Here is a 20,804-nt window from a genome sequence, read left to right as displayed (position 1 = left end):
CATGACACAGGTCACCCTTGAGCACATTCGCGCCGCGCGTGAGCGCATTGCCGGCAAGATCGAGCGCACGCCGACCGTGCTATCCCAGAGTCTTTCCGAACAGTTGGGCGCACAGGTTCATCTCAAGCTCGAGCACCGGCAGACCACCGGCAGCTTCAAGTTGCGCGGCGCCTCGAATGCCGTCGCTTCGCTGAGCGCCGAGGAGAAGGCTCACGGCGTGGTCGCAGCCTCGACCGGCAATCACGGCCGCGCGCTTGCCCATGCGGCGAAGCTTGAAGGCATGCGCGCGGCGATCTGCATGTCGCGGCTGGTACCTGAAAACAAGCTCGACGAGATCCGCCGGCTTGGCGCGGAGGTCCGCATCGTCGGCAACAGCCAGGACGATGCCCAGCAGGAGGTCGATCGGTTGGTGGCGCAGGAGGGGTTGGTCATGCTGCCGCCCTTCGACCACCCGGCTATCATCGCCGGGCAAGGCACGCTCGGACTGGAGATGATCGAGCAGGTCCCGGATGCTGCTCTCGTTCTGGTCCAGCTCTCCGGCGGCGGGCTCGCCTCCGGCGTTGCCGCAGCCGTCAAAGGTGTCAGTCCCCGGACAAAAGTCATCGGCGTTTCGATGGCACGCGGCGCGGCGATGAAGGTGAGCCTCGATGCCGGCCATCCGGTGCTGGTGGAGGAGCTGCCGACGCTGGCGGATTCGCTCGGCGGCGGCATCGGCCTCGACAACCAGCTGACCTTCGCCATGTGCCGCGACCTGCTCGACGATGTCATCCTGCTCGGCGAGGACGAGATCGCCGCCGGCATCCGCCACGCCTATGCGCAGGAACGCGAGATCGTCGAGGGCGCTGGCGCGGTCGGCATCGCCGCGCTGCTCGCCGGCAAGGTCAAGGCGAGCGGTCCAGTGGTTGTTCTGCTTTCCGGCCGCAACATCGATATGAACGCGCACCGCACAATTGTCTGCGGCGAGGCGCCGTCGCTTAAGGAGCGTGCCGCATGAGCCGGATGACGATCCTCACAGAAGCCGAATTGCGGGCGATCGTCACGCTCGATCTCGATGCCGTCGCCTGCGTTGAGAACGCCTTCCGCGCGCTCGCCACTCTGCCGGTGGCGATGCCGCCGATCCTGCGGCTCGACATTCCCGAGTATCGCGGCGAGGTCGACGTGAAGACCGCCTATGTGCCAGGCATCGACGGTTTCGCCATCAAGATCAGCCCAGGCTTCTTCGACAATCCGAAGCTCGGCCTGCCCAGCGTCAACGGCATGATGGTACTGTTGTCGTCGAAAACGGGCCTGGTCGAAGCGTTGCTGCTCGACAATGGCTATCTCACCGATGTCCGTACGGCAGCGGCCGGCGCAGTCGCGGCCAGACATCTGTCGCGGCAGGACTCGTCTGTCGCCGCGATCTTCGGCGCCGGCGTGCAGGCGGGGCTGCAGCTCGAAGCACTCATGCTGGTGCGGCCGATCGCCGAAGCGCGCATCTGGGCGCGCGATGCCGTCAAGGCAGAGATGACCGCGGCTGCCTTGCGCGAAAAGCTCGGCATCGCCGTGCGCGCCGAATCCGATGCCGCAAACGCGGTTGCCGGCGCCGACATCATCGTCACCACCACGCCCTCCACCGAGCCGCTGATCAAGGCGGGGTTCGTTTCCGCCGGCCAGCACATCACCGCGATGGGCTCCGACGCCGAGCACAAGAACGAGATCGCACCGGCCATCCTGCGCATGGCCGACCTCTATGTCGCCGACAGCGCCCGCCAGACGCGGCGGCTGGGCGAGCTGCATCATGCCATCGCGGCGGGTGTGATGGCTGGAGATGCAGAGGTGACCGAACTCGGCCAGATCATCGCCGGCGAAAAACATGGCCGCCGCTCGGCCAGCGATATCACCATCGCCGATCTCACCGGCACCGGCGTGCAGGACACGGCGATTGCCACGCTCGCTCGAGACCGCGCGCGGGCGGCCAATTCCGGGACCACTTTCGAAAGCTGATGCTGGCCGCGAGGCCCAACAAACGAGGACCAAGAACAATGCAACCGAACCTGAAGTTCTCGCGCGGCGAATATGCGGATCGCCTCGCCAAGACGCGCAAAGCCATGGAGGTGAAGGGCGTCGATCTGCTTGTTATCAGCGATCCCTCCAACATGGCCTGGCTGACCGGCTACGATGGCTGGTCGTTCTATGTGCACCAAGCCGTCATCGTGCCGCCATCTGGCGAACCGGTCTGGTACGGCCGTGGCCAGGATGCCAACGGCGCCAAGCGCACTGCCTATCTCGCGCACGACAACATCGTCGGCTATGCCGACCACTATGTGCAGTCGACCGAGCGCCATCCGATGGATTTTTTGGCCGGCGTGCTTGCCGATCGCGGCTGGGGCAAGCTCACGATCGGTGTCGAAATGGACAATTACTGGTTCTCGGCTGCCGCCTTTGCGTCGCTGCAGAAGCATCTGCCCAATGCCCGCTTTGTCGACGCGACGGCGCTGGTCAACTGGCAGCGCGCGGTCAAGAGCCCGACCGAGATCGACTATATGCGCAAGGCCGCCCGCATCGTCGAGGCGATGCACCAGCGCATTGTCGACAAGATCGAGGTCGGTATGCGCAAATGCGATCTCGTTGCCGAAATCTATGATGCCGGCACGCGCGGTGTCGATGGCATTGGCGGCGACTATCCGGCGATCGTGCCGCTGCTGCCGTCGGGTGCCGATGCCTCGGCGCCGCATCTGACCTGGGACGACAGGCCGATGCAGCGGGGCGAGGGCACCTTCTTCGAGATCGCCGGCTGCTACAACAGGTATCACTGCCCGCTGTCGCGCACCGTGTTCCTCGGCAAGCCGACGCAGGAATTCCTCGATGCCGAGAAGGCGACGCTGGAAGGCATGGAAGCCGGCTTGGCCGCAGCGAAACCCGGCAACGCCTGCGAGGACATCGCCAATGCCTTCTTCGCCGTGCTGAAGAAGTATGGGATCGTCAAGGATAACCGCACTGGCTACTCGATCGGCCTGTCCTATCCGCCGGACTGGGGCGAACGCACGATGAGCCTGCGCCCCGGCGACCGCACCGAACTCAAGCCCGGCATGACCTTCCATTTCATGACTGGTCTCTGGCTGGAGACGATGGGGCTGGAGATCACCGAATCCATCCTGATCACCGAAACCGGTGTAGAGTGCCTGGCCAATGTGCCGCGCAAGCTGGTGGTGAAGGATTGAAGCCGATGTCTAGCCTCCGCCCATCACCGATCGCGCCGACCGTCGATTTCGACCGCGACGGTGTCCAGCACGGTTTCCTGCGTCTGCCCTACAGCCGAGATGACTCGGCCTGGGGCTCGGTGATGATACCGATCTGCGTCATCCGCAACGGCAAGGGGCCGGTGGCTCTGCTTTCCGGCGGCAACCATGGCGACGAGTATGAGGGGCCGCTGGCGCTTTACGATCTCGCCCGCACGCTCGATCCCAAGCAAGTCAGCGGAACGGTCATCATCGTGCCGGCGATGAACTATCCGGCCTTTCGCGCCGGCACACGCACCTCGCCGATCGACAAGGGCAATATGAACCGCAGCTTCCCCGGCCGGCCGGACGGTACGGTGACCGAAAAGATCGCCGACTATTTCCAGCGTGAGCTACTTCCCCGCGCGGACATCGTGTTCGACTTCCATTCTGGCGGCAAGACGCTGGACTTCGTGCCGTTCTGCGCCGCGCACACGCTGCCCGACAAGGCGCTGGAACGGAAAGCCTTCGACGCGGTCGCGGCCTTCGCCGCTCCGTTCTCGATGCGCATGATCGAGATCGACGCCGTCGGCATGTACGACACGGCTGCCGAGGAGATGGGCAAGGTCTTTGTCAGCACCGAGCTTGGCGGCGGCGGCACGTCGCGCGCGCAAACCGTGCGGATCGCGCGGCGCGGCATTCTCAATGTGCTGCGTCATGCCGGCATCGTTGCCGGAGCGGTCGAGAAGAGCAAAACCCAGTGGCTCGACATGCCGTCTGGCGATTGTTTTTCGTTCGCCGAGGATGACGGCATGGTCGAAACCATGGTCGATCTCGGTGAACCCGTCGAAGAAGGCGCGGTGCTCGCTCGCATCCATTCCGTCGGCCGCACTGGCATCGCCCCTCAAGAAATCAGGGCAAAAATGGCGGGCATGCTGGCGGCGAGGCATTTCCCCGGCCTGGTCAAGGCCGGCGACTGCGCGGCGGTAGTGGCGGTGCAGGTCTGAGCGGTTCCGCCGAGGCCTGCTCCGCACCGGTCAGCTCCATCATCACCTGCTCTTTATCCTTCGCGGAGCCCTCCGGCGCGGCGGAAAGAAGCAGGATGGCGAGCGGAGTCGACATTGCATGAGGATGACACTATATACCGGCGGCTTCGACCCGCGCGCCTGAGGGTTTGCGCCGCGAAGCAACTGTAAATGTGTTGTGTGTTGCGCCATCTATTGTGACGAAAATCGGCTCGGAAACCGGAAAAAAGCAAGTAGAAACAGTGGCGCAAAGCTGGGCGTGGCCCAGCTAACGGTACCGACCCCCCAGAATCAGAAAATGCTCTTGAACCCTCGATTTCCTATGGCTCTGTGGACCTTGGACGGCATCGGCTTGCCGGCTGACCGCGACTCGGCTCGAATGGGGACATGCATCCTTTCTGGGATGTCGACGTTTCTGATTACCAACCGGCTTTGCCGCCAGGGAACAGCAGTATGAGTGAGCACGCGATCGAGTTCTTGCGGGGATGGATCGGCGAAAAGGTCCATTGCCAGTCATCCCAGGCCCGGATCGACAAGCAGGCCGAGACTTTGGCCAAGGAATGCGCTGCCGAGGCGGCGGAAGTCGGCATCCCGCTGGAAGATATCCAGGAAGAAGTCGGCGATATCAAGGAACTCATTGCCTCCCGGCTCGAGGAAGCGGCCGAGGCCGACGAGCAGCAGCAGGCATCCAGCAAAGCCGCGGAATGACCGCATAAAAGCGACTCCATCCGAAACACGCGGGCTGCTTGGCCCGCGTTTTCGTTTCAGCGGTGGCTCTCAGCCAAATTTTTCTTTCAACCACGCCTTCGGCAGCGCCGGCACGAAGTTTCCGTCGCGCCCGGTCATGTCGTCATTGGCGACCAATGCGTTGAGGATCGCTTCCTCCACGGTCTGGATCACCGCATCGAAAAACGGGTCGATGTCGGTGTCCGGAATAAAATCGGCGCTGGCGATGCGGCCGGATGGCGGAAGCGCCGCGCTCGCATTGGCGGTCGAGAAGGCGATAAAAATGTCGCCTGAACTGTGGTAAGCGAAGCCGCCGGTCATGGCGACGCCAAGCGGCACCCGGCGGGCCAGCCGCTTCATCTGATGCGGCAGGAACGGCGCATCGGTGGCGACGACTGCGATGATCGAACCCTTTTCAGTGCGCGGCGTGCCTTCGCGGACCGCCGGTTCGACGAGTTCCGGCCCGGCGCGCATACCGCGAACGGCAAAATTGTGCCGCTTGCCGAAATTCGACTGCACGAAGGCACCGACCGTATAAGTGCGGCCGTGCCATTCAACGATGCGCGATGCTGTGCCGGACCCGGCCTTGAAGCCGAAGGTGATCATGCCGGTGCCACCGCCGACGCTGCCTTCCTCGATCGGTCCGCCCACAGCACCGTCCAGTGCCTGGGCAACATGCTCTGACGTCAAATGGTGGCCGTTGATGTCGTTGAGGAAGCCGTCATAGGTCTCCGCCGCCACCGGCAGCCCCCAGCCGCTGTCGAGCGCCGCCGGCAGCACGCTTTGCATCCAGCGCAGCGTGCTGTCGCGGGAGACACCGCAGGAATGCGTGTTGGTGATGGTGATCGGGAAGTTGAAAGCGCCGGTTTCCTCGACGATGTGCGAGCCGGTCAGTTCGCCATTGCCGTTCTGGCTGAAGATGCCGGCGAAGACCGGCGTCGCAAGATCGGTGCGCCGCCTGGGCAGGATCGCGGTCACGCCGGTGCGCACCGGCCCCTCGCCGACGACGAGCGCGCCATCGCCCGAAATCAGCGTCTCATAGCCGACCGCTACACCAGGCACATCGGTGATCGCATTGAACGGCCCGGGCGTGCCGTCGAAGCCGATGCCAAAACTTCGCGCGCGCGGTTTGCCTGAGGGCGTTGCCAGATGGTTCGGATTGTCGGTCATGGTGTCAGAACAGGGATCCCTGATTGCCTGGCTCTTTGGCCTTGGCTGCCGGCTTGGCAACCGGCTTTGGCCTCGCCGCACCGCTGGTTGCCACCGCATCGGCGGTGCCATCGGCGAACTCGAGCGAAAGCGCCATTCCCGACGCCACATCGGCCGCCTGCTTGATCACCACCCCGTCGGCGTCCTTCACCAGGGCAAAGCCGCGTGCCAGCACCGCCTTGTGCGACAGCGTGGCAAGCAGTCGGTCGGCCTGGCTCAATTGCCCGCGCAGGCGCTCGAGCCGCACAGAGATCACCCGATCCTGCCGCCGCGCCAGCGCCGCCAGCGTGTCCCCCAGCAGTTTCTGGCGCCGTATGATCGGTGCCGGCGACAGCCGCGTCGCGGTGCGGGAAAATCGCGCGCGGCGTTCGCGCACGATGGCAAAAAACGCTGCTTGTGCGCGGGCGAGGTCGCGGCCGGTCAGCGTGCGCGCTTCATTGATGCGCCGCGACAGCGTGGCCGGCGTCAGCCTTTGGCCTTGCAACCGCGCCCGCTTGCGGTCGACGCTGACGGACAGCGCCCGGCCGAGCCTGGATGTCGCCTCATCGAGGCGTCGGCGCGGCAGCGCCAGCAATTGATCGGGCGAGGGCAGAGCGCGGGCGGCGGCACGAGCAGCCTGCCGTTTGCGTTCGAAATTGCGCAGGACCGCCGCCTTGAGCCGCGCGCCGAGACTGGCAAGCGTCGCTTCGAGGTCGGCCTTCACCGGCACGGCAATTTCGGCCGCACCTGTCGGTGTCGGCGCCCGCACATCCGCGACGAGGTCGATCAGCGTCCAGTCCGTCTCATGGCCGACAGCCGAGATCACAGGAATGCTGGAAGCGGCGACGGCGCGGGCGAGGGCTTCGTCATTGAAGCCCCAGAGGTCTTCGAGACTGCCGCCGCCGCGCGCCACGATCAGCAGATCGGGGCGCGGGATGGCGCCATCCCATGCTAGCGCATTGAAGCCGTTGACCGCGCCAGCCACTTCCGCGCCTGACGTCTCGCCTTGCACACGCACTGGCCAGACCAGGATATGCAGCGGAAACCGGTCCTTGATGCGGTGAATGATGTCGCGGATGACGGACCCCGTCGGCGAGGTGACGACGCCGATGACGCGTGGCATGAACGGCAGCAACTGCTTGCGGCTGGTGTCGAACAGGCCCTCGGCCTGCAGCCGCCGCTTGCGCTCTTCCAGCAGCGCCATCAGCGCGCCGGCGCCGGCCGGCTCCAGATTGTCGATGACGATCTGATAGTTGGACTTGCCGGGATAGGTGGTGAGCTTACCGGTGGCGATGACTTCCATCCCCTCCTCGGGGCGGAACCTCAGCCGGCTCATCGTGCCTTTCCACACCACGGCGTCGAGCCGCGCGCGGTCGTCCTTCAGCGCGAAATAGGCATGACCTGAGGAATGCGGCCCGCGATAGCCTGATATTTCGCCGCGCACCCGCACATTGCCGAAGACATCCTCGACCGTGCGCTTCAGCGCGCCGGAAATCTCGCTCACCGTGTATTCGGCGGCGTTGGTGCGTGATTCGGATGCTGCGTCGCTCATCGGCCGATTGGGGGACGGTTGGGCCCCCGCGTCAAGGTGGCCGCGTCAGGCCAGCCGTTCATAACCCGCATGCCGGACCCTGCCTACCAGCCGGGCAGGATCTGGTTCGGCTTGGTTCGCCGCAGCTTGGTGAAGGCGAGGGCTGCGAAATCGAATGTCCCGGTGTCTTCGCTGATCGGCACGGAAATATTGTCCAGGCTTTCCGAAATATGACGCGCAAGCGCATCGACGATCTCCGGCCGCGACGTCTGGCCGCGCATGATGCCGATGCGGCAATCGGGCAGGGCGCCAAAGCCGTCGGCTTCACCCAGCACCCGCATGCCGGGCCTGAGCGCGCATTCCGGCAGCACCGAAATCGCCAGGCCCGAAAGCACCGCGGCGGTGATGACGGTGGCCGAGAAGCTGGTGAACAGGATGCGATAATCGCGGTTCTGCTGGTCAAGCACATCGACCGCGGCGCGCCGCCAGATGCAGTTCGGCCGGCCGAAGGCCATCGGCAGCGTTACCTGCTCATGCGTCGCATGGTTGGCCGAGGTGACCCACAGCAGCGGTTCACGCCGCACCACTTCCGACTGGCCGCGTACGTCGTTGTGCGTCACCAGCGCCAGGTCGAGATTGCCGCGCTTGATATGTTCGACTAGCCCCGGCGTCGGCTCGCAGATGACAGTCAACTCGACGCGCGGATTGGAGCGCGTGAACCGCGCCATGATCTCGGGCAGGAAACGGTCGGCATAGTCGTCGGGCGTGCCGATGCGGATCGTGCCTTCGAGCCGCCGGTCGTCGAAAGCGGCCAGCGTTTCGCGGTTGAGGTAAAGCAGCCGCCGCGCGTAGGAGAGCAGCTTGTCGCCTTCCTCGGTCAGTCTGTTGGTGCGCCCGTCCTTTTCGAACAGCGGCTTGCCGAGCCGCTCCTCCAGCCGGCGCATCTGCATCGACACCGCCGACTGGGTCCGGTGCACCTCTTCGGCTGCTCGGGTGAAGCTGCCGGTGTCGGCAATCGAGATGAAGGTCTGCAACTGATCGAGATCGAGCGGCGATTTCATCGATATGATCCATCACTGGTGTTGATGTTAGAGATTAGAAACATTCGTTGGATTAATCAATCGGTCGATGGCAAATTGGCATTGTCTACATGAAGTCATGTGAATTGGGACCGGAACGGCCGCTGTTGCCAGCGCCGATTGCCTGGTCTCGCCCGGCCTACAGCGCCGCGCGTCCTTTGGACGCGCAAAGGACGCTGTAGCACTTTGATTTTGCGCATGATCCTTTTCCGAACCTCCGGTTCGGGGTCATGCGGCAGTCTGAAGGAGACCGACATGACCACGTTTGATTTCGCCACCGAGACCTCGCGCATCACCTCGCGTCCGGCCGTTGCGACGCGCGTGGCAAATACCGTCTCCAACGCCTACCGCGCCTGGAAAAACCGCCGCGCCTTCTATCGCCTTGGCGAGATGTCGGATTCCGAACTCGCCGATATCGGCCTGACGCGCGCCGACCTGCATGTCGCCATCGACGTGCCGTTTGGCCGCGACCCGACGGCGATGTTGCGCGAAATCGCCAGCGATCGCGTCGAGACGATCGAGGACATTGCCCGCAAGGTGGCCTGATCTGTCGCTTGTCGTTTTGGTTGCCGTGAACCTTTTCGAGGTTCGACGCGACTGAAGAGTATGCAGGCCCACACTCCCTGCCGGATCCCCGCCGGCCCGCCTGCACTCTGCCCGGTCCTCCCAGAACCGGGCTTTTCTTTTTCTACCCCCTGTCGAAGACAGGCTGCTTGTTGCTTGCCTACCGCCGGTCCATATCCCGCTTGAACTGGTCGAAGATCGTTTCCACGCCCTTCTGATACTCGTCACGCTGCTGGGCGCCGGTTTCGAACATCTTGCCGAACAAATCGTCGAACGGATTCCTTGGCCTGCCGCTCGGATTGGCCTGTGGCTGGGGGGCCTGACGCTGCTGCGGGGGCGCTTGAGGCTGTTGCGGCGCCGGCTGGCCGCCCGGGATGCCGAAGCCGCCACCGCCGCCTTGCCGCAGCATCTCCTCGAAGATTTTTCCCAATGGATTGTCGCCATAAGGGCTCTGCGTCTGTTGAGGCTGTGGCTGTGCCCGACCTTGCGGCTGTGGCTGAGGCGCGCCGCCGCCGAACATGTCCTGCAGCACCTTGCCGAGCGGGTTGTCGCCATAGGGGTTGGGTGCCGGCTGCGGCTGACTTTGCGGCTGTGGCGTCCCGCCGCCGAACATGTCCTGCAAAACCTTGCCGAGCGGGTTGTCCATCGGGTTCTGGGGCTGCGGCGCCTGGCGTTGCTGTGGCGCCGGGGCCTGCATGCCGCCGCCTTGCCGCATCATCTGCTCGATGATCTCGCCGAGCGGATTGTTGCCGCCGCCGCCGAAACCGCCGGCGGCCTGCATCTGATTTGTCGTCTGCTTGAACAGCCCGCCCATGACCATCGAGGCGATAGCCGGCAGCATCTGCTGCAGGATCTGCTGATTGACGCCGCTCGCTTGCGCGGCCTGGCTGGCCACCGCGCGCGACAGATCCTTCGAGCCGAACAAATGCCCGAGAATGCCGTTGCCCTCGTCGACGCCTTGCGGCGAGAAGGCTCGGGTTGCGTCCTCGAAATACTTGGCGTGCTGGCCGCTGGCCATCGCCGTCATGAAGGCGCCGAGCCCATAGGGGTCGGCAGTGTTGCGTTGCAGCCCCTGCGAAAAGGCCGGCAGCAGTGCGGCAACTGCCGCCTGCGTCTGCTGCATCGATAGCCCATATTGTTGGGCAAGGGCCTGCATGCCGCTGCCGTTCTGGGCCTGTGTCAGCATGTCGAACAAGGTAGGCATCGGCGTCTCCTCCGGAAATCCTCGCCGAAGAAGCCTAGTTTGTTTCCACTTCCGATTGAAGCGACTTTTGCCGATCAATCGGCTGCGTCAAATCCGAGGGTTAATAGGCGTATTCCATGAAAACCGGCTCGATCGAGCCACCCCAGCGCGTGTGATAGGCCGACAGCATCTCCTCGGCGCTGGTTGTGCCGCGGGCCACGACTTCGTCGAGCGTGTTGAGGAAGGAGGTCTCGTCGTAGCCGTCGCGGTTCTTGCGGCCACGGTTCTTCAGGCCCATGCGGGAAATGACCATCACGTCTCGCGCGATTTCGCGCAGCGTGGTGTTGCGGAAGGGCGCGGAAATGCCTTGTTCCGGCACGGCGTTGCGCATCGCCAGCGTTTCTTCATACGTCCAGCTCGACGTCAGCGCCTCGGCGGCATCGAGTGCTGCTTCATCATAGAGCAACCCGACCCAGAAGGCCGGCAGCGCGCAGATGCGCCGCCACGGCCCGCCGTCGGCGCCGCGCATCTCGAGGAAGCGCTTCAGCCGCACGTCCGGGAACAGCGTCGACAGATGGTTCGCCCAGTCGCCCATAGTAGGCAGCCCGTCCGGCACTTCATTGCGCGCGGCCCCGGCCATGAACTGGCGGAAGGTGATGTGCGTCATGTCGTGATAGTGGCCGTCGCGGATGACGAAATACATCGGCACGTCGAGCGCCCATTCAACATAGTCGGCGAAACCGAAATCGGGCGAGAAGCAGAATTCGAGCAGGCCCGAGCGCTGGTTGTCGGTGTCGCGCCAGATGTCGCCACGCCAGCTTTGCAACCCGTTCGGGTGACTCTCCGTGAACGGCGAATTGGCGAACAATGCCGTCGACAGCGGCTGCAGCTTCAGCGACACCTGCATCTTGCGGCGCATGTCGGCCTCGCTCTCGAAGTCGAGATTCACCTGGATCGTGCAGGTGCGATACATCATGTCGAGGCCCTTGGTGCCGACCTTGGGCATGTAGCGTGTCATGATCTCGTAGCGCGATTTCGGCATTTTCGGCGTCTCGGCCAGCGACCATTTCGGGCTGCCGCCGAGGCCAAGGAAGCGGATGCCCATCGGTTCGGCGATCTCGCGCACCTGCGCCAGATGGGCATTGCCCTCGCGGCAGGTCTGATGGATCGTCTCCAGCGGTGCGCCGGAAAGCTCGAACTGGCCGCCGGGTTCCAACGAAATCGCTCCTTGGCCGGTCGGTTCGACCAGGCCGATGATGCGGCCGTCGTCGACGATGGGATCCCAGCCGAGCTTTGACTGCATGCCTTCGAGGATGGCGCGGATGCCGCGCTCGCCGCCATAGGGGACCGGTGCATTGCCGTCGACGTAGAAGGGGAATTTCTCGTGCTCGGTACCGATGCGCCACTTGTCGCGCGGTTTGTTGCCTTCGGCGAGGTGCTCGACGAGTTCGTCGAAGTCTTCGATCGGCCGAAAATCGGTTGTATCGCGCGCCATGATTGAGCCCTCAGAGGCGGTCGGACGACCGCCGGCGGTAAATGGACGAAATGTCAGCAGCCGATCAAGCGAAAAATCCTGAGCCAGAGGTCAAGAGGAATTGAACGTGGCAGCGCTGCTCGTTCCTTGCAAGAGGCGAGGTCTTACCAGTCTCCGACTGTCGCCTGCATCACCGCGAGCGCGGCCACCGCCGCCGTATCGGCGCGCAGGATACGCGGGCCGAGCGGAATGGCGATGACGAAGGGCAGGGCGCGCAGCATCTTGCGCTCGTCGTCGGAAAAGCCGCCCTCCGGCCCGACCAGCAACCCAAGCTTCTTTTCCTTCACCGCCTGCAGCGCGGGCAGCGGATTGTTGGTCGAGGCGTCCTCGTCGCAGAAGATCAGCCGTCGCTCCTTGTCCCAGCCGGTCAGCAGGCGGTCGAATTTTTCCGCTTCGCGCACCTCCGGCACCGCCAGTATGCCGCATTGTTCGGCGGCTTCGGCGACATTGGCGCGCAAGCGATCGATCGACGGCTTGGCCACTTGCGTGTGCTGGGTGATGACTGGCTGCAGGACGCCGGCGCCCATCTCGACTGCCTTCTGCACGAGATAGTCGAGCCGGCCCTGCTTCAGCGGCGCAAAGCAATAGACGAGATCGGGCAGCGGCGGCTGTGGCCGTTGCAGCGCCGACACCTTCAGCCGCACCGCCCTTTTTGTTTTCGAGACAAGGGCCGCCGACCATTCGCCGTCGCGGCCATTGAACACCAGGATTTCGGCGCCTTCGGCAAGTCGCAGCACATGCAGGAGATAGTGGCTCTGCTGCTGGCCGGCGTCGAACTCGATGTCTGGCCGCAGATCGTCGGGCACGAACAGACGTTGCATCTTGTAATTGGCGCGCATCGCCGAGGAATGAGCGAGCCGGCCGCCGGCGTCAAGCCTCGGCGGTCGGATGCCACGCCGGCCGAAAGCCTTGCCGCAGCACGGCGAGCGTCGTGGCCGGCGTCAGCAGCGACAGCGTCTTGCCTTTGAGCTGGCCGAAATCGTTCGGCTGCCCGTATCCCGCAAAGGACCAGCGCAGTGTCTTGCCCATGCGCAAGGCATAAACGGTGCCGCCATCCGCAACGATGACGCCGTCCGGCAGGCCGGCAAGCTCTTCAAATGCCACCATCGGCGGCTTGGCGCCCGAAGCCAGCCGCTCCTTGTGCAGCCGCTTGTCGACCATCGGCGCGCGCGGCTCGGCAATGCCGAAGGCTTCGCCGAAGCGGCCAACGAAAACCTTGGCCCGTTCGCGCTGGCAAAAGAAGCAGGGGCGATGCCCGGCCGCCAATGCCGTCACCTCGTCGAGGAAGAACAGCTCGGTCCAGCCCGCTTTACCGCCCTTCCGGTTGCTGCCCATCGGTTCGCGCCGCACGTCGCGGAATTGGCAAACGCAGATGATCCAGGCCTGAAGCGCCCAGCGCTTTTTCAGCAGCGTCTTCGTCTCGGGATCGTGGATGATACCGCGATTGCCGGTGAACAGCCCGCGCTCGGGCACGGCGTGGATGGCGCCGAACGGATCGACCCGGTTTTGCAGTGGCATAGCTTTCTCTCCGAACGCGCATCTTGGCTGCAGTGCTGACGGCATGGTATCGCTCGTCGCATCATTTTCATGTCAGCAGGGTTTTTCATGCGGGTGCTGGTGGTCCAGAACTACGACAATACCGGCCTTGGCCAGGTCGGCGCAGCACTTGCGGAGGCGGGCGCAGATCTCGATCTGCGCCTCCCTTACAAAGGCGATCCCCTGCCGGATGACGCGGCCGGGCATGACGCCATGGTGGTGCTCGGCGGTGGCCAGAATGCGCTGGCCGACGATGAGTACCCCTATTTCCCGGCACTGCTCGAACTGACCCGCGATTTCGCTGGCAAGGACCGCGCCGTGCTCGGCATCTGCCTCGGCAGCCAGCTCGTCGCCCGCGCCTTCGGCGGCGAGAACCGCATTGGCGGCGCTAACGAGTTCGGCTGGCACGGCGTCTCGCTGACGCCGGATGCCAAGGACGATCCGGTGCTGGCTCAGTTGCCGGAGAAATTCCCGATCTTCCAGTGGCACGACGACACCTTCGTGCTGCCCGAGAACGCCGTGCGGCTCGCCGGCAACGATGTCACCGAGAACCAGGCGTTCCGCGTCGGCCGCGCCGTCTACGGTTTCCAGTTCCATTTCGAGGCCGACCGGCCGATGGTGCAAGACTGGAGTTCGTCCTTTGCCCCGACCATCGCCGCGCGCCATCCCGACTGGGCCGGCAAGCTCGACGGCGAAATGGCCCGCAACGGGCTCGACGCTGACGCTGCCGGCCTGGCCATTGCCCGCGCCTGGGTAGCGACCATCTGAGAACACCCATCCCTCGGTGCATGGCCGCGTGACATAATTGGCACGCGGCGGTGAATCCGCCTGGGGAAAACGCCTTTCATCCTTGGTTTACGTCCGCCCGCCAGCCTAGAAGGCGCGCGCTCTGCATCTTCGGTGCAACCGCGATGAACCTTTTGTGTGACCCGCGCGACACACCGTTGATACAGAACATGCCTAGAAGCGCGAAATCGTCGAAACTTTGAAGCGAATTCTCCGTTTCAACGCATTGGTAACCGCCTCGTGCACAGATGCAGAAAGCTCAACAAGAGATGACGTCCGTGAAAGCAGCGCTTCTGTCCTTTGCCATGGTATCCGCCATCGTGCTGTGCGGCCTCGGCATTTATGCCGCCGACGCAGCCAACAACCACAACGCCGTCGACGGCTACGGCGTCACCGCCTCGCTTCGCTAAAAGCCGGGGCTGCGCCACGAGCCGGAGCGTCTTTGGCGTCCTCGGACGCGCAGCGCTCAGGCCTCTTTTATCGTTCCGGGTTCCTTGATCGTCCCAGGCTCCTTGATCGTCAGTGTCAGGATGCGTTTGTCCGGCCCGTCGACGACGAGCGCGCTCAGCATGCCGGATTGCCAGGCGAGCGTGTCGACATTCACGCGGTTGGCCATCACTTCCGCCTCCGGCACCGGCGTGTGGCCGTGCACCACGATCTTCGGATAAAGGCCGGGGTGGTTGTGGAAGACGTCACGGATCCAGATCAGATCCTGCGGGTTTTGCCTTTCCAGCGCGATGCCGGGCCGGATGCCGGCATGGCAGAAGAAAAAGTCGCCCAGTGTCACCGAAAATGGCAGCGACCGCAGGAAGTCGATGTGGCTTTGCGGCACGGCCTCGACCAGGGCCTGATGTCCTTTGCGCACGGCGGACTCGGCCTTGCCGAACCACGCGCTGGTGCCTTCACTGATCGCCACGCCGTAGGACTGCGCCGTCTGGATGCCGCCAAACCGGATGAAAAGCCCGTCCGGGTCGGGGGTCTTGAGAAAATCGAGAAAGCCGATGTCGTGGTTGCCGGCCAGCATCAGATGGCGCGGGTCGCGCTCTCGCGCTTCGATCAGGAAATCGATGACGCCCTTTGAGTCCGGCCCGCGGTCGACATAGTCGCCAAGATGGATGACGCGCCAGTCGGCAGGCGCTTCCTGCTCGATCTCGGCCTTGATGCGCTGATGCATGGCGACCAGCAGGTCGAGCCGGCCGTGGACGTCGCCAATGGCGTAAAGACGCACACCTTCCGGCCCATGCGCGTCGAGAAAATGGATGCCGGGTTCTGCCAATTTTCCGTTGTCTCCGTGGTCAGGCGGTCACGGGACTTAGCGCCGGAGCTGGTCCTTGCCCATGTCGGTGACCAGACGCTTTCCGCACAGCGCCAGCGTGATGTCCATCTCCTTGCGGATGATTTCCAACGCCTTGGTAACCCCTTCCTTGCCGAGCGCACCCAGCCCGTAAAGAAATGGCCGGCCGATATAGGTGCCCTTGGCGCCGAGGCAGAGCGCCTTCAGCACATCCTGGCCGGAGCGGATGCCGCCATCCATGTGCACTTCGATCCTGTCACCGACAGCGTCGGCTATTTCTTCCAGCGCCATGATCGACGACGATGCGCCGTCGAGCTGGCGCCCGCCATGGTTGGAAACAACGATCGCGTCGGCGCCGGTCTTGGCCGCCATCAGCGCGTCCTCCTTGTCGAGAATACCTTTCAGGATCAGCTTGCCGCCCCAGCGCTCCTTGATCCAGGCGACATCCTTCCACGACAGATGCGGATCGAACTGCTCGTTCGTCCATGAACCCAGAGATGAGACGTCGCCGACACCCTTGGCATGACCGACAATGTTGCGGAAGGTGCGGCGCTTCGTGCCGGCCATGCCCATCCACCAACGCGGGCGCATGGCGATGTTGGCAATGTTGGCCAACGTCATCTTGGGCGGCGCCGACAAGCCGTTACGGACATCCTTGTGCCGCTGGCCGAGAATCTGCAGGTCGAGCGTCAGCACCAAAGCGGAGCATTTCGCCGCCTTCGCCCGGTCGATCAGATTGATCACGAAATCCTTGTCGCGCAACACATAGAGCTGGAACCAGAACGGCTTCGTGGTTACCGAGGCGACATCCTCGATCGAGCAGATGCTCATCGTCGACAAGGTGAACGGCACGCCGAATTCTTCCGCTGCCTGCGCCGCCAGCATCTCGCCATCGGCATGCTGCATGCCGGTCAGGCCGGTCGGGGCCAGCGCCACCGGCATTGCCACCTTTTCGCCGATCATGGTCGATTCCAGCGAACGGTTGCTCATGTCGACCAGCACGCGCTGGCGGAACTTGATCTTCTGGAAATCCTCTTCATTGGCCCGGTAGGTGCTTTCGGTCCAGGCGCCGGAATCGGCATAGTCGAAGAACATCTTCGGCACGCGCCGGCGCGCGAGGTCCTTGAGGTCGGCGATGGTCAGGATTTGGCTCATGGGCTTCCCGTTTCGATAGCTAGGAGCGTTTGCGTGCAGGTTCGGTATCGGTGGCATCGACGCGCTGTTTCAGCCTCAGTCGCGAGACGCGCTGCCAGTCGCCGCTGCGCTCGGCCTCAGCCATCGACCGTTCGACATAGGTGATGTGGTCCATCGCCGCTTGCCGGGCAGCGGCCGGGTCGCCGGCTTTGACTGCCGCATGGATTGCCCGGTGCTGCGCAAGCAGCGCCTCGCGCGCGCCGGGCACGGTGAACACCAAGAGCCGGTTCTGGAACACGCCTTCCGACAACAGCCGATAGCAGGAGCGCAGCGTGTGCAAAAGGATGATGTTGTGCGCGCATTCGCAGATCGCATGATGGAACTCGACGTCGATTTCAGCCTCGTCATCGAAGTCGCCGGTCCGGTGCGCATCGTCCATGCGTGCCATGATCTTGTCGAGCAGCGCCATGTCGTCTGACGTGGCGCGCCGCGCAGCGTATTCAGCCGCCACCCCTTCGATCTCGCGGCGGTATTCCAGATAGTCGGTCACAGCCTTGCGGTGCATCGAGATCAGGTCCGTCACCGGCTTGGTGAACAGCTGGCCTATGACATCGGCGACATGCGTGCCACCACCCGGCCTCGTCGTCAAAAGGCCGCGCCCTTCGAGCGCCTTCAGTGCGTAGCGCAGGATCGGCCGCGACACGTCGAACTGGCGTGCAAGCTCGCGCTCGCCCGGCAACCGGTCGCCGGTGCGCAGCACGCCTTCGAGGATGAGGCTCTCGATCTGCTGCACCACCTCGTCGGCGGTGCGCGAATGCTCGATCCTGGAAAAAATATCGCTCAACTCGATGCCTGGAAGGTGAACCGGTGGGGCGCAGGATAAAGCCTGCGTCGCCAACTGGTCAAATTATTTATCCAATTGGCCGAAGCGTGTCGAATTTGCCGCCTGGCGTCATATCATCTTCGGCTAACTTTGCTGTTTGCGTCATCCGGCCATTGGCTCTAGAGGGACGCGAGTGCAAGAGGGTTCAAAGAAACCCGGGGGACAAGCCGTGTCAGACGACCCGTCCAATCTCGAATTCCAGCCGCGCGCCAAGGGCAGCGTCATGGGATTTCCCGCGCATGAGGGCCGGCCCGGCGCGCTCGGCGAGGTCCATGCCCGGCCGCATCCGCTGATCGAAAAGCCGCGCGTCCTGGTGCAACTCGCCTTTATGACCGAGGGCGGCTCCGGCGTCGACATGGCCGTGCTTTCCGAACTGTCGCGACGCCTCGGCATCGCCGCACCCGACCGCCAGGCTCGCCACCACGCTATGAAATGGGGCAAGGGCTCGCTGCGCTGGGAGCGGCACACCGAATTCTCGACCTATCTGTGGGAAGGGCCGCTCTCCGAAAGCGGCAGGACGCAGGAGGATTCGCCCTTCGGCAACGGGTTTTCTCCCCCGGGAACAGTCATCTCCGGCATCCGGCTCGAAATTCGCAAGTGGACGCAAGCGAGCGAGCGGCTGATCGCCGGCTTCGATCCAACCAGCCTGTGCTACTCGCTGGTCGAGCGCGGCAACGCCGCCATCGTCACCGATTTCCGCCAGGATGGCGACGGCATGACGCGCATGCTGGTGCTCGATCGCGGCCTGACCCCGGCGCGCACCGGCGCGCTATCGCAACGGCTGATCGACATCGAAACCTACCGCACGTTGGCCATGCTCGGCCTGCCGCTGGCCCTGAACTTGTCCGGCCGCGCTCGCCGCATCGAGGACCGGCTGGCGCAAACCACGCTGGAGATGAAAGTCACTGAGACCCGCGACAGTCAGACCTTGCTGGCCGACCTGACCGAGCTTGCCGCGGAGTTGGAGGCGGACGCGGCGTCGAGCCTCTATCGCTTTGGCGCCAGCCGCGCCTATGACGGCATTGTCGTCGAGCGGCTGGAAGCGCTCGAGGAAGAAGCCGTGCCCGGCTACGACACCTGGGGTGGTTTTTTGCAGCGTCGCGTAGCACCCGCCATGCGCACCTGCCGCTCGGTCGAGGAGCGGCAAGCCAATCTCTCGCGAAAACTGACCCGCGCCACGACGCTGCTGCGCACCTGGGTCGATGTCGAGGTCGAGAAGCAGAACCGCGACCTGCTCGCCTCGATGAACAACCGCGCCCGCCTGCAATTGCGCCTGCAGCAGACTGTCGAAGGCCTCTCGGTCGCCGCCGTCTCCTATTACGTCGTCGGCCTCATCGGCTATGTCGCCAAGGGCGCCTCGATCTTCGGCCATGCCTTCGCACCGGAGGTCATCACCGCCGCTTCGGTGCCGGTCGCCATCCTGCTGGTCTGGTGGGGCGTGCGTCGCGTGCGGCGGATGCATTCCGAACCCGGCAAGCTGGCGGGCGAATAGCAGAACAGGCAGACGAGGCAGCGGCAGATTGCCGCTGCGGAAGCCTGTCTCGACCATGAGGCTGGTTTCCCCACCGAGGCAGGATTTGCAACCGACGCGCTTCACTGGTAAAAGATTTTGACCAGTCAAGCGAAACGAGGCTGTTGATGTCCGGCCTAGCCATGCCGAAACCAGACGACGCCACGATGCGCCGGCGCGACGAGATCGTCGCCGACATGCGCATCATCGTGCCGGGCGAGGGCGTCGTCGACGCCGCCAATTCCATGCGCGCTTTCGAGAGCGATGGCCTGACCGCCTATCGGCAGCTGCCGCTCGTTGTCGTTTTGCCGCAAACGGTGGCGCAGGTTTCGCGCGTGCTGAAGTACTGCAACGAGCGCAACATCCGCGTCGTGCCGCGCGGCTCCGGCACCTCGCTGTCGGGCGGCGCGCTGCCGCTCGAGGACGCGGTGCTGCTGGTCATGAGCCGCTTCAACCGCATCCTTGCGATCGATTTTCCCAATCGCACCGTCGTCGCGCAGCCGGGCGTCACCAATCTCGGCATCACCACCGCCGTCGAGCAGGAGGGCTTCTACTACGCCCCCGATCCATCCTCCCAGATCGCCTGCTCGATCGGCGGCAATGTCGCGGAGAATTCCGGCGGCGTGCACTGCCTGAAATATGGCCTCACCGCCAACAATGTGCTCGGTATCGAGATGGTGTTGATGAGCGGCGAGGTGGTGCGGCTCGGCGGCAGCCATCTCGATGCGGAAGGTTATGACCTGCTCGGCGTCATGACCGGCTCGGAAGGTCTGCTCGGCGTCGTCACCGAGGTCACCGTGCGCATCCTGAAGAAGCCGGAGACGGCACGTGCGCTGCTGATCGGCTTTCCTACCAGCGAGCAGGGCGGCCAGTGCGTCGCCGACATCATCGGCGCCGGCATCATTCCGGGCGGCATGGAGATGATGGATCGACCGGCGATCCACGCGGCGGAAGATTTCGTCCATGCCGGCTATCCCCTCGATGTCGAGGCGCTGCTGATCGTCGAACTCGACGGGCCGGGGGTCGAGGTCGATCATCTGATCGGCCTTGTCGAGGCCATCGCCTACAAGAACGGCTCGACCACCTGCCGCATATCGCAGTCGGAGCAGGAGCGGCTGAGCTTCTGGGCCGGCCGCAAGGCGGCATTCCCGGCGGTCGGCCGCATCTCTCCCGATTATTACTGCATGGATGGCACCATCCCGCGCAAGGAACTGCCGCGTGTGCTGGCCGGCATGCGCGAGCTGTCGGAGAAATACGGCCTCGGCGTCGCCAATGTCTTTCATGCCGGCGACGGCAATCTGCATCCGCTGATCCTCTACGACGCCAATGTGCCGGGCGAACTCGACAAGGCCGAAAGCTTTGGCGCCGACATATTGCGGCTTTGCGTCAAGGTTGGCGGTGTGCTCACCGGCGAACACGGGGTGGGCGTGGAAAAACGTGACCTGATGCCGGAAATGTTCACCCAGGTCGACCTCGACCAGCAGATGCGCGTCAAATGCGCCTTCGATCCCAACCATCTGCTCAACCCGGGAAAAGTGTTCCCGCAGCTGCGCCGCTGCGCCGAACTCGGCCGCATGCACATTTCCGGCGGCAAGCTGCCGTTTCCGGACATTCCGAGGTTTTGAGATGATGGC

Annotated in this window: 20 protein-coding genes; 10 read left to right on the top strand and 10 right to left on the bottom strand. The window is 64.1% G+C overall.

All coding sequences use genetic code 11. The features are described from left to right. Nucleotide 1: 1 nt before the first annotated feature. From eutB to C8D77_RS27345, 5 genes are all read left to right on the top strand, one after another. Nucleotides 2-994 (top strand): hydroxyectoine utilization dehydratase EutB, encoded by a 993-nt coding sequence (gene eutB, locus C8D77_RS27365; RefSeq protein ID WP_170136823.1) that lies wholly within the window; start codon nucleotides 2-4, stop codon nucleotides 992-994. Then, nucleotides 991-1,983, top strand: a complete 993-nt coding sequence (gene eutC, locus C8D77_RS27360) for an ectoine utilization protein EutC (RefSeq protein ID WP_109670032.1) — start codon at nucleotides 991-993, stop codon at nucleotides 1,981-1,983. The genes eutB and eutC overlap by 4 nt, the downstream gene beginning before the upstream one ends. A 38-nt stretch (nucleotides 1,984-2,021) precedes the next feature. Next, nucleotides 2,022-3,200 carry an ectoine hydrolase DoeA gene (gene doeA / locus C8D77_RS27355; RefSeq protein WP_109670194.1) on the top strand — a complete coding sequence of 393 codons (1,179 nt, stop codon included), beginning with the start codon at nucleotides 2,022-2,024 and terminating at the stop codon, nucleotides 3,198-3,200. A 5-nt stretch (nucleotides 3,201-3,205) separates the two neighbouring features. Continuing rightward, nucleotides 3,206-4,204, top strand: coding sequence for a N(2)-acetyl-L-2,4-diaminobutanoate deacetylase DoeB (gene doeB / locus C8D77_RS27350; protein WP_109670196.1), 999 nt, complete (start codon nucleotides 3,206-3,208; stop codon nucleotides 4,202-4,204). 405 nt (nucleotides 4,205-4,609) lie between these two features. Then, on the top strand, nucleotides 4,610-4,930 hold the full coding sequence (locus C8D77_RS27345) for a hypothetical protein (protein WP_245468932.1): 321 nt from the start codon (nucleotides 4,610-4,612) through the stop codon (nucleotides 4,928-4,930). Nucleotides 4,931-4,999: 69 nt separating this feature from the next. Here the strand turns inward: C8D77_RS27345 and C8D77_RS27340 are convergent, their stop codons facing one another. The 3 genes from C8D77_RS27340 to C8D77_RS27330 all read right to left on the bottom strand — a co-directional run bounded on the left by C8D77_RS27340 (nucleotide 5,000) and on the right by C8D77_RS27330 (nucleotide 8,728). Next, the gene (locus C8D77_RS27340) at nucleotides 5,000-6,118 is read right to left on the bottom strand and encodes a DmpA family aminopeptidase (protein ID WP_109670028.1); all 1,119 of its coding nucleotides are present in this window, start codon (nucleotides 6,116-6,118) and stop codon (nucleotides 5,000-5,002) included. A gap of 4 nt (nucleotides 6,119-6,122) precedes the next feature. Beyond that, nucleotides 6,123-7,688 carry an exodeoxyribonuclease VII large subunit gene (xseA, locus tag C8D77_RS27335; RefSeq protein WP_109670026.1) on the bottom strand — a complete coding sequence of 522 codons (1,566 nt, stop codon included), beginning with the start codon at nucleotides 7,686-7,688 and terminating at the stop codon, nucleotides 6,123-6,125. 83 nt (nucleotides 7,689-7,771) lie between these two features. Beyond that, entirely contained in the window at nucleotides 7,772-8,728 is a 957-nt protein-coding gene (locus C8D77_RS27330; RefSeq protein ID WP_109670024.1) for a LysR substrate-binding domain-containing protein, read from the bottom strand. Between the two features lie 273 nt (nucleotides 8,729-9,001). Between C8D77_RS27330 and C8D77_RS27325 the strand changes: the two genes are divergently transcribed. Next, on the top strand, nucleotides 9,002-9,292 hold the full coding sequence (locus C8D77_RS27325) for a DUF1127 domain-containing protein (RefSeq protein WP_109670192.1): 291 nt from the start codon (nucleotides 9,002-9,004) through the stop codon (nucleotides 9,290-9,292). A gap of 178 nt (nucleotides 9,293-9,470) precedes the next feature. Here the strand turns inward: C8D77_RS27325 and C8D77_RS27320 are convergent, their stop codons facing one another. The 4 genes from C8D77_RS27320 to C8D77_RS27305 all read right to left on the bottom strand — a co-directional run bounded on the left by C8D77_RS27320 (nucleotide 9,471) and on the right by C8D77_RS27305 (nucleotide 13,545). After that, nucleotides 9,471-10,514 carry a DUF937 domain-containing protein gene (locus C8D77_RS27320; protein ID WP_109670022.1) on the bottom strand — a complete coding sequence of 348 codons (1,044 nt, stop codon included), beginning with the start codon at nucleotides 10,512-10,514 and terminating at the stop codon, nucleotides 9,471-9,473. Nucleotides 10,515-10,614: 100 nt separating this feature from the next. Next, the gene (locus C8D77_RS27315) at nucleotides 10,615-11,988 is read right to left on the bottom strand and encodes a glutamate--cysteine ligase (RefSeq protein ID WP_109670020.1); all 1,374 of its coding nucleotides are present in this window, start codon (nucleotides 11,986-11,988) and stop codon (nucleotides 10,615-10,617) included. Nucleotides 11,989-12,131: 143 nt separating this feature from the next. Continuing rightward, nucleotides 12,132-12,866, bottom strand: a complete 735-nt coding sequence (locus C8D77_RS27310) for a 16S rRNA (uracil(1498)-N(3))-methyltransferase (protein WP_109670018.1) — start codon at nucleotides 12,864-12,866, stop codon at nucleotides 12,132-12,134. Nucleotides 12,867-12,897: 31 nt separating this feature from the next. Continuing rightward, nucleotides 12,898-13,545 carry a hypothetical protein gene (locus C8D77_RS27305; RefSeq protein WP_109670016.1) on the bottom strand — a complete coding sequence of 216 codons (648 nt, stop codon included), beginning with the start codon at nucleotides 13,543-13,545 and terminating at the stop codon, nucleotides 12,898-12,900. Nucleotides 13,546-13,632: 87 nt separating this feature from the next. On the opposite strand from C8D77_RS27305, the gene C8D77_RS27300 reads away from it, so the two are divergent. Both C8D77_RS27300 and C8D77_RS38850 read left to right on the top strand, forming a co-directional pair. Further along, on the top strand, nucleotides 13,633-14,331 hold the full coding sequence (locus C8D77_RS27300) for a type 1 glutamine amidotransferase (protein WP_109670014.1): 699 nt from the start codon (nucleotides 13,633-13,635) through the stop codon (nucleotides 14,329-14,331). A 296-nt stretch (nucleotides 14,332-14,627) separates the two neighbouring features. Further along, complete coding sequence (locus C8D77_RS38850; RefSeq protein ID WP_274533732.1) at nucleotides 14,628-14,759, top strand: hypothetical protein; 132 nt, start codon at nucleotides 14,628-14,630, stop codon at nucleotides 14,757-14,759. A gap of 56 nt (nucleotides 14,760-14,815) precedes the next feature. Here the strand turns inward: C8D77_RS38850 and C8D77_RS27290 are convergent, their stop codons facing one another. Genes C8D77_RS27290 through C8D77_RS27280 form a run of 3 tightly spaced genes read right to left on the bottom strand, consistent with a single transcriptional unit; the run spans nucleotide 14,816 to nucleotide 17,621 of the window. Next, nucleotides 14,816-15,625 carry a metallophosphoesterase gene (locus C8D77_RS27290; protein WP_109670011.1) on the bottom strand — a complete coding sequence of 270 codons (810 nt, stop codon included), beginning with the start codon at nucleotides 15,623-15,625 and terminating at the stop codon, nucleotides 14,816-14,818. Nucleotides 15,626-15,661: 36 nt separating this feature from the next. Beyond that, nucleotides 15,662-16,798: an alpha-hydroxy acid oxidase gene (locus tag C8D77_RS27285; RefSeq protein ID WP_109670009.1), complete on the bottom strand. Its 1,137-nt coding sequence runs from the start codon at nucleotides 16,796-16,798 to the stop codon at nucleotides 15,662-15,664. 19 nt (nucleotides 16,799-16,817) lie between these two features. Next, nucleotides 16,818-17,621, bottom strand: a complete 804-nt coding sequence (locus tag C8D77_RS27280; RefSeq protein WP_109670007.1) for an FCD domain-containing protein — start codon at nucleotides 17,619-17,621, stop codon at nucleotides 16,818-16,820. 208 nt (nucleotides 17,622-17,829) lie between these two features. Here C8D77_RS27280 and C8D77_RS27275 point away from each other — a divergent pair, with 208 nt between their 5' ends. Next, the gene (locus C8D77_RS27275) at nucleotides 17,830-19,152 is read left to right on the top strand and encodes a DUF3422 family protein (RefSeq protein WP_109670005.1); all 1,323 of its coding nucleotides are present in this window, start codon (nucleotides 17,830-17,832) and stop codon (nucleotides 19,150-19,152) included. Nucleotides 19,153-19,298: 146 nt separating this feature from the next. Continuing rightward, nucleotides 19,299-20,795, top strand: a complete 1,497-nt coding sequence (locus C8D77_RS27270; protein ID WP_109670003.1) for an FAD-linked oxidase C-terminal domain-containing protein — start codon at nucleotides 19,299-19,301, stop codon at nucleotides 20,793-20,795. Nucleotides 20,796-20,804: the final 9 nt, after the last annotated feature.

This window comes from Mesorhizobium loti (genome assembly GCF_003148495.1).
GTDB lineage: Bacteria > Pseudomonadota > Alphaproteobacteria > Rhizobiales > Rhizobiaceae > Mesorhizobium > Mesorhizobium loti.
The sequence above is the reverse complement of the archived record's forward strand: the minus strand, read 5'-3'. Positions and strand labels throughout refer to the sequence as shown.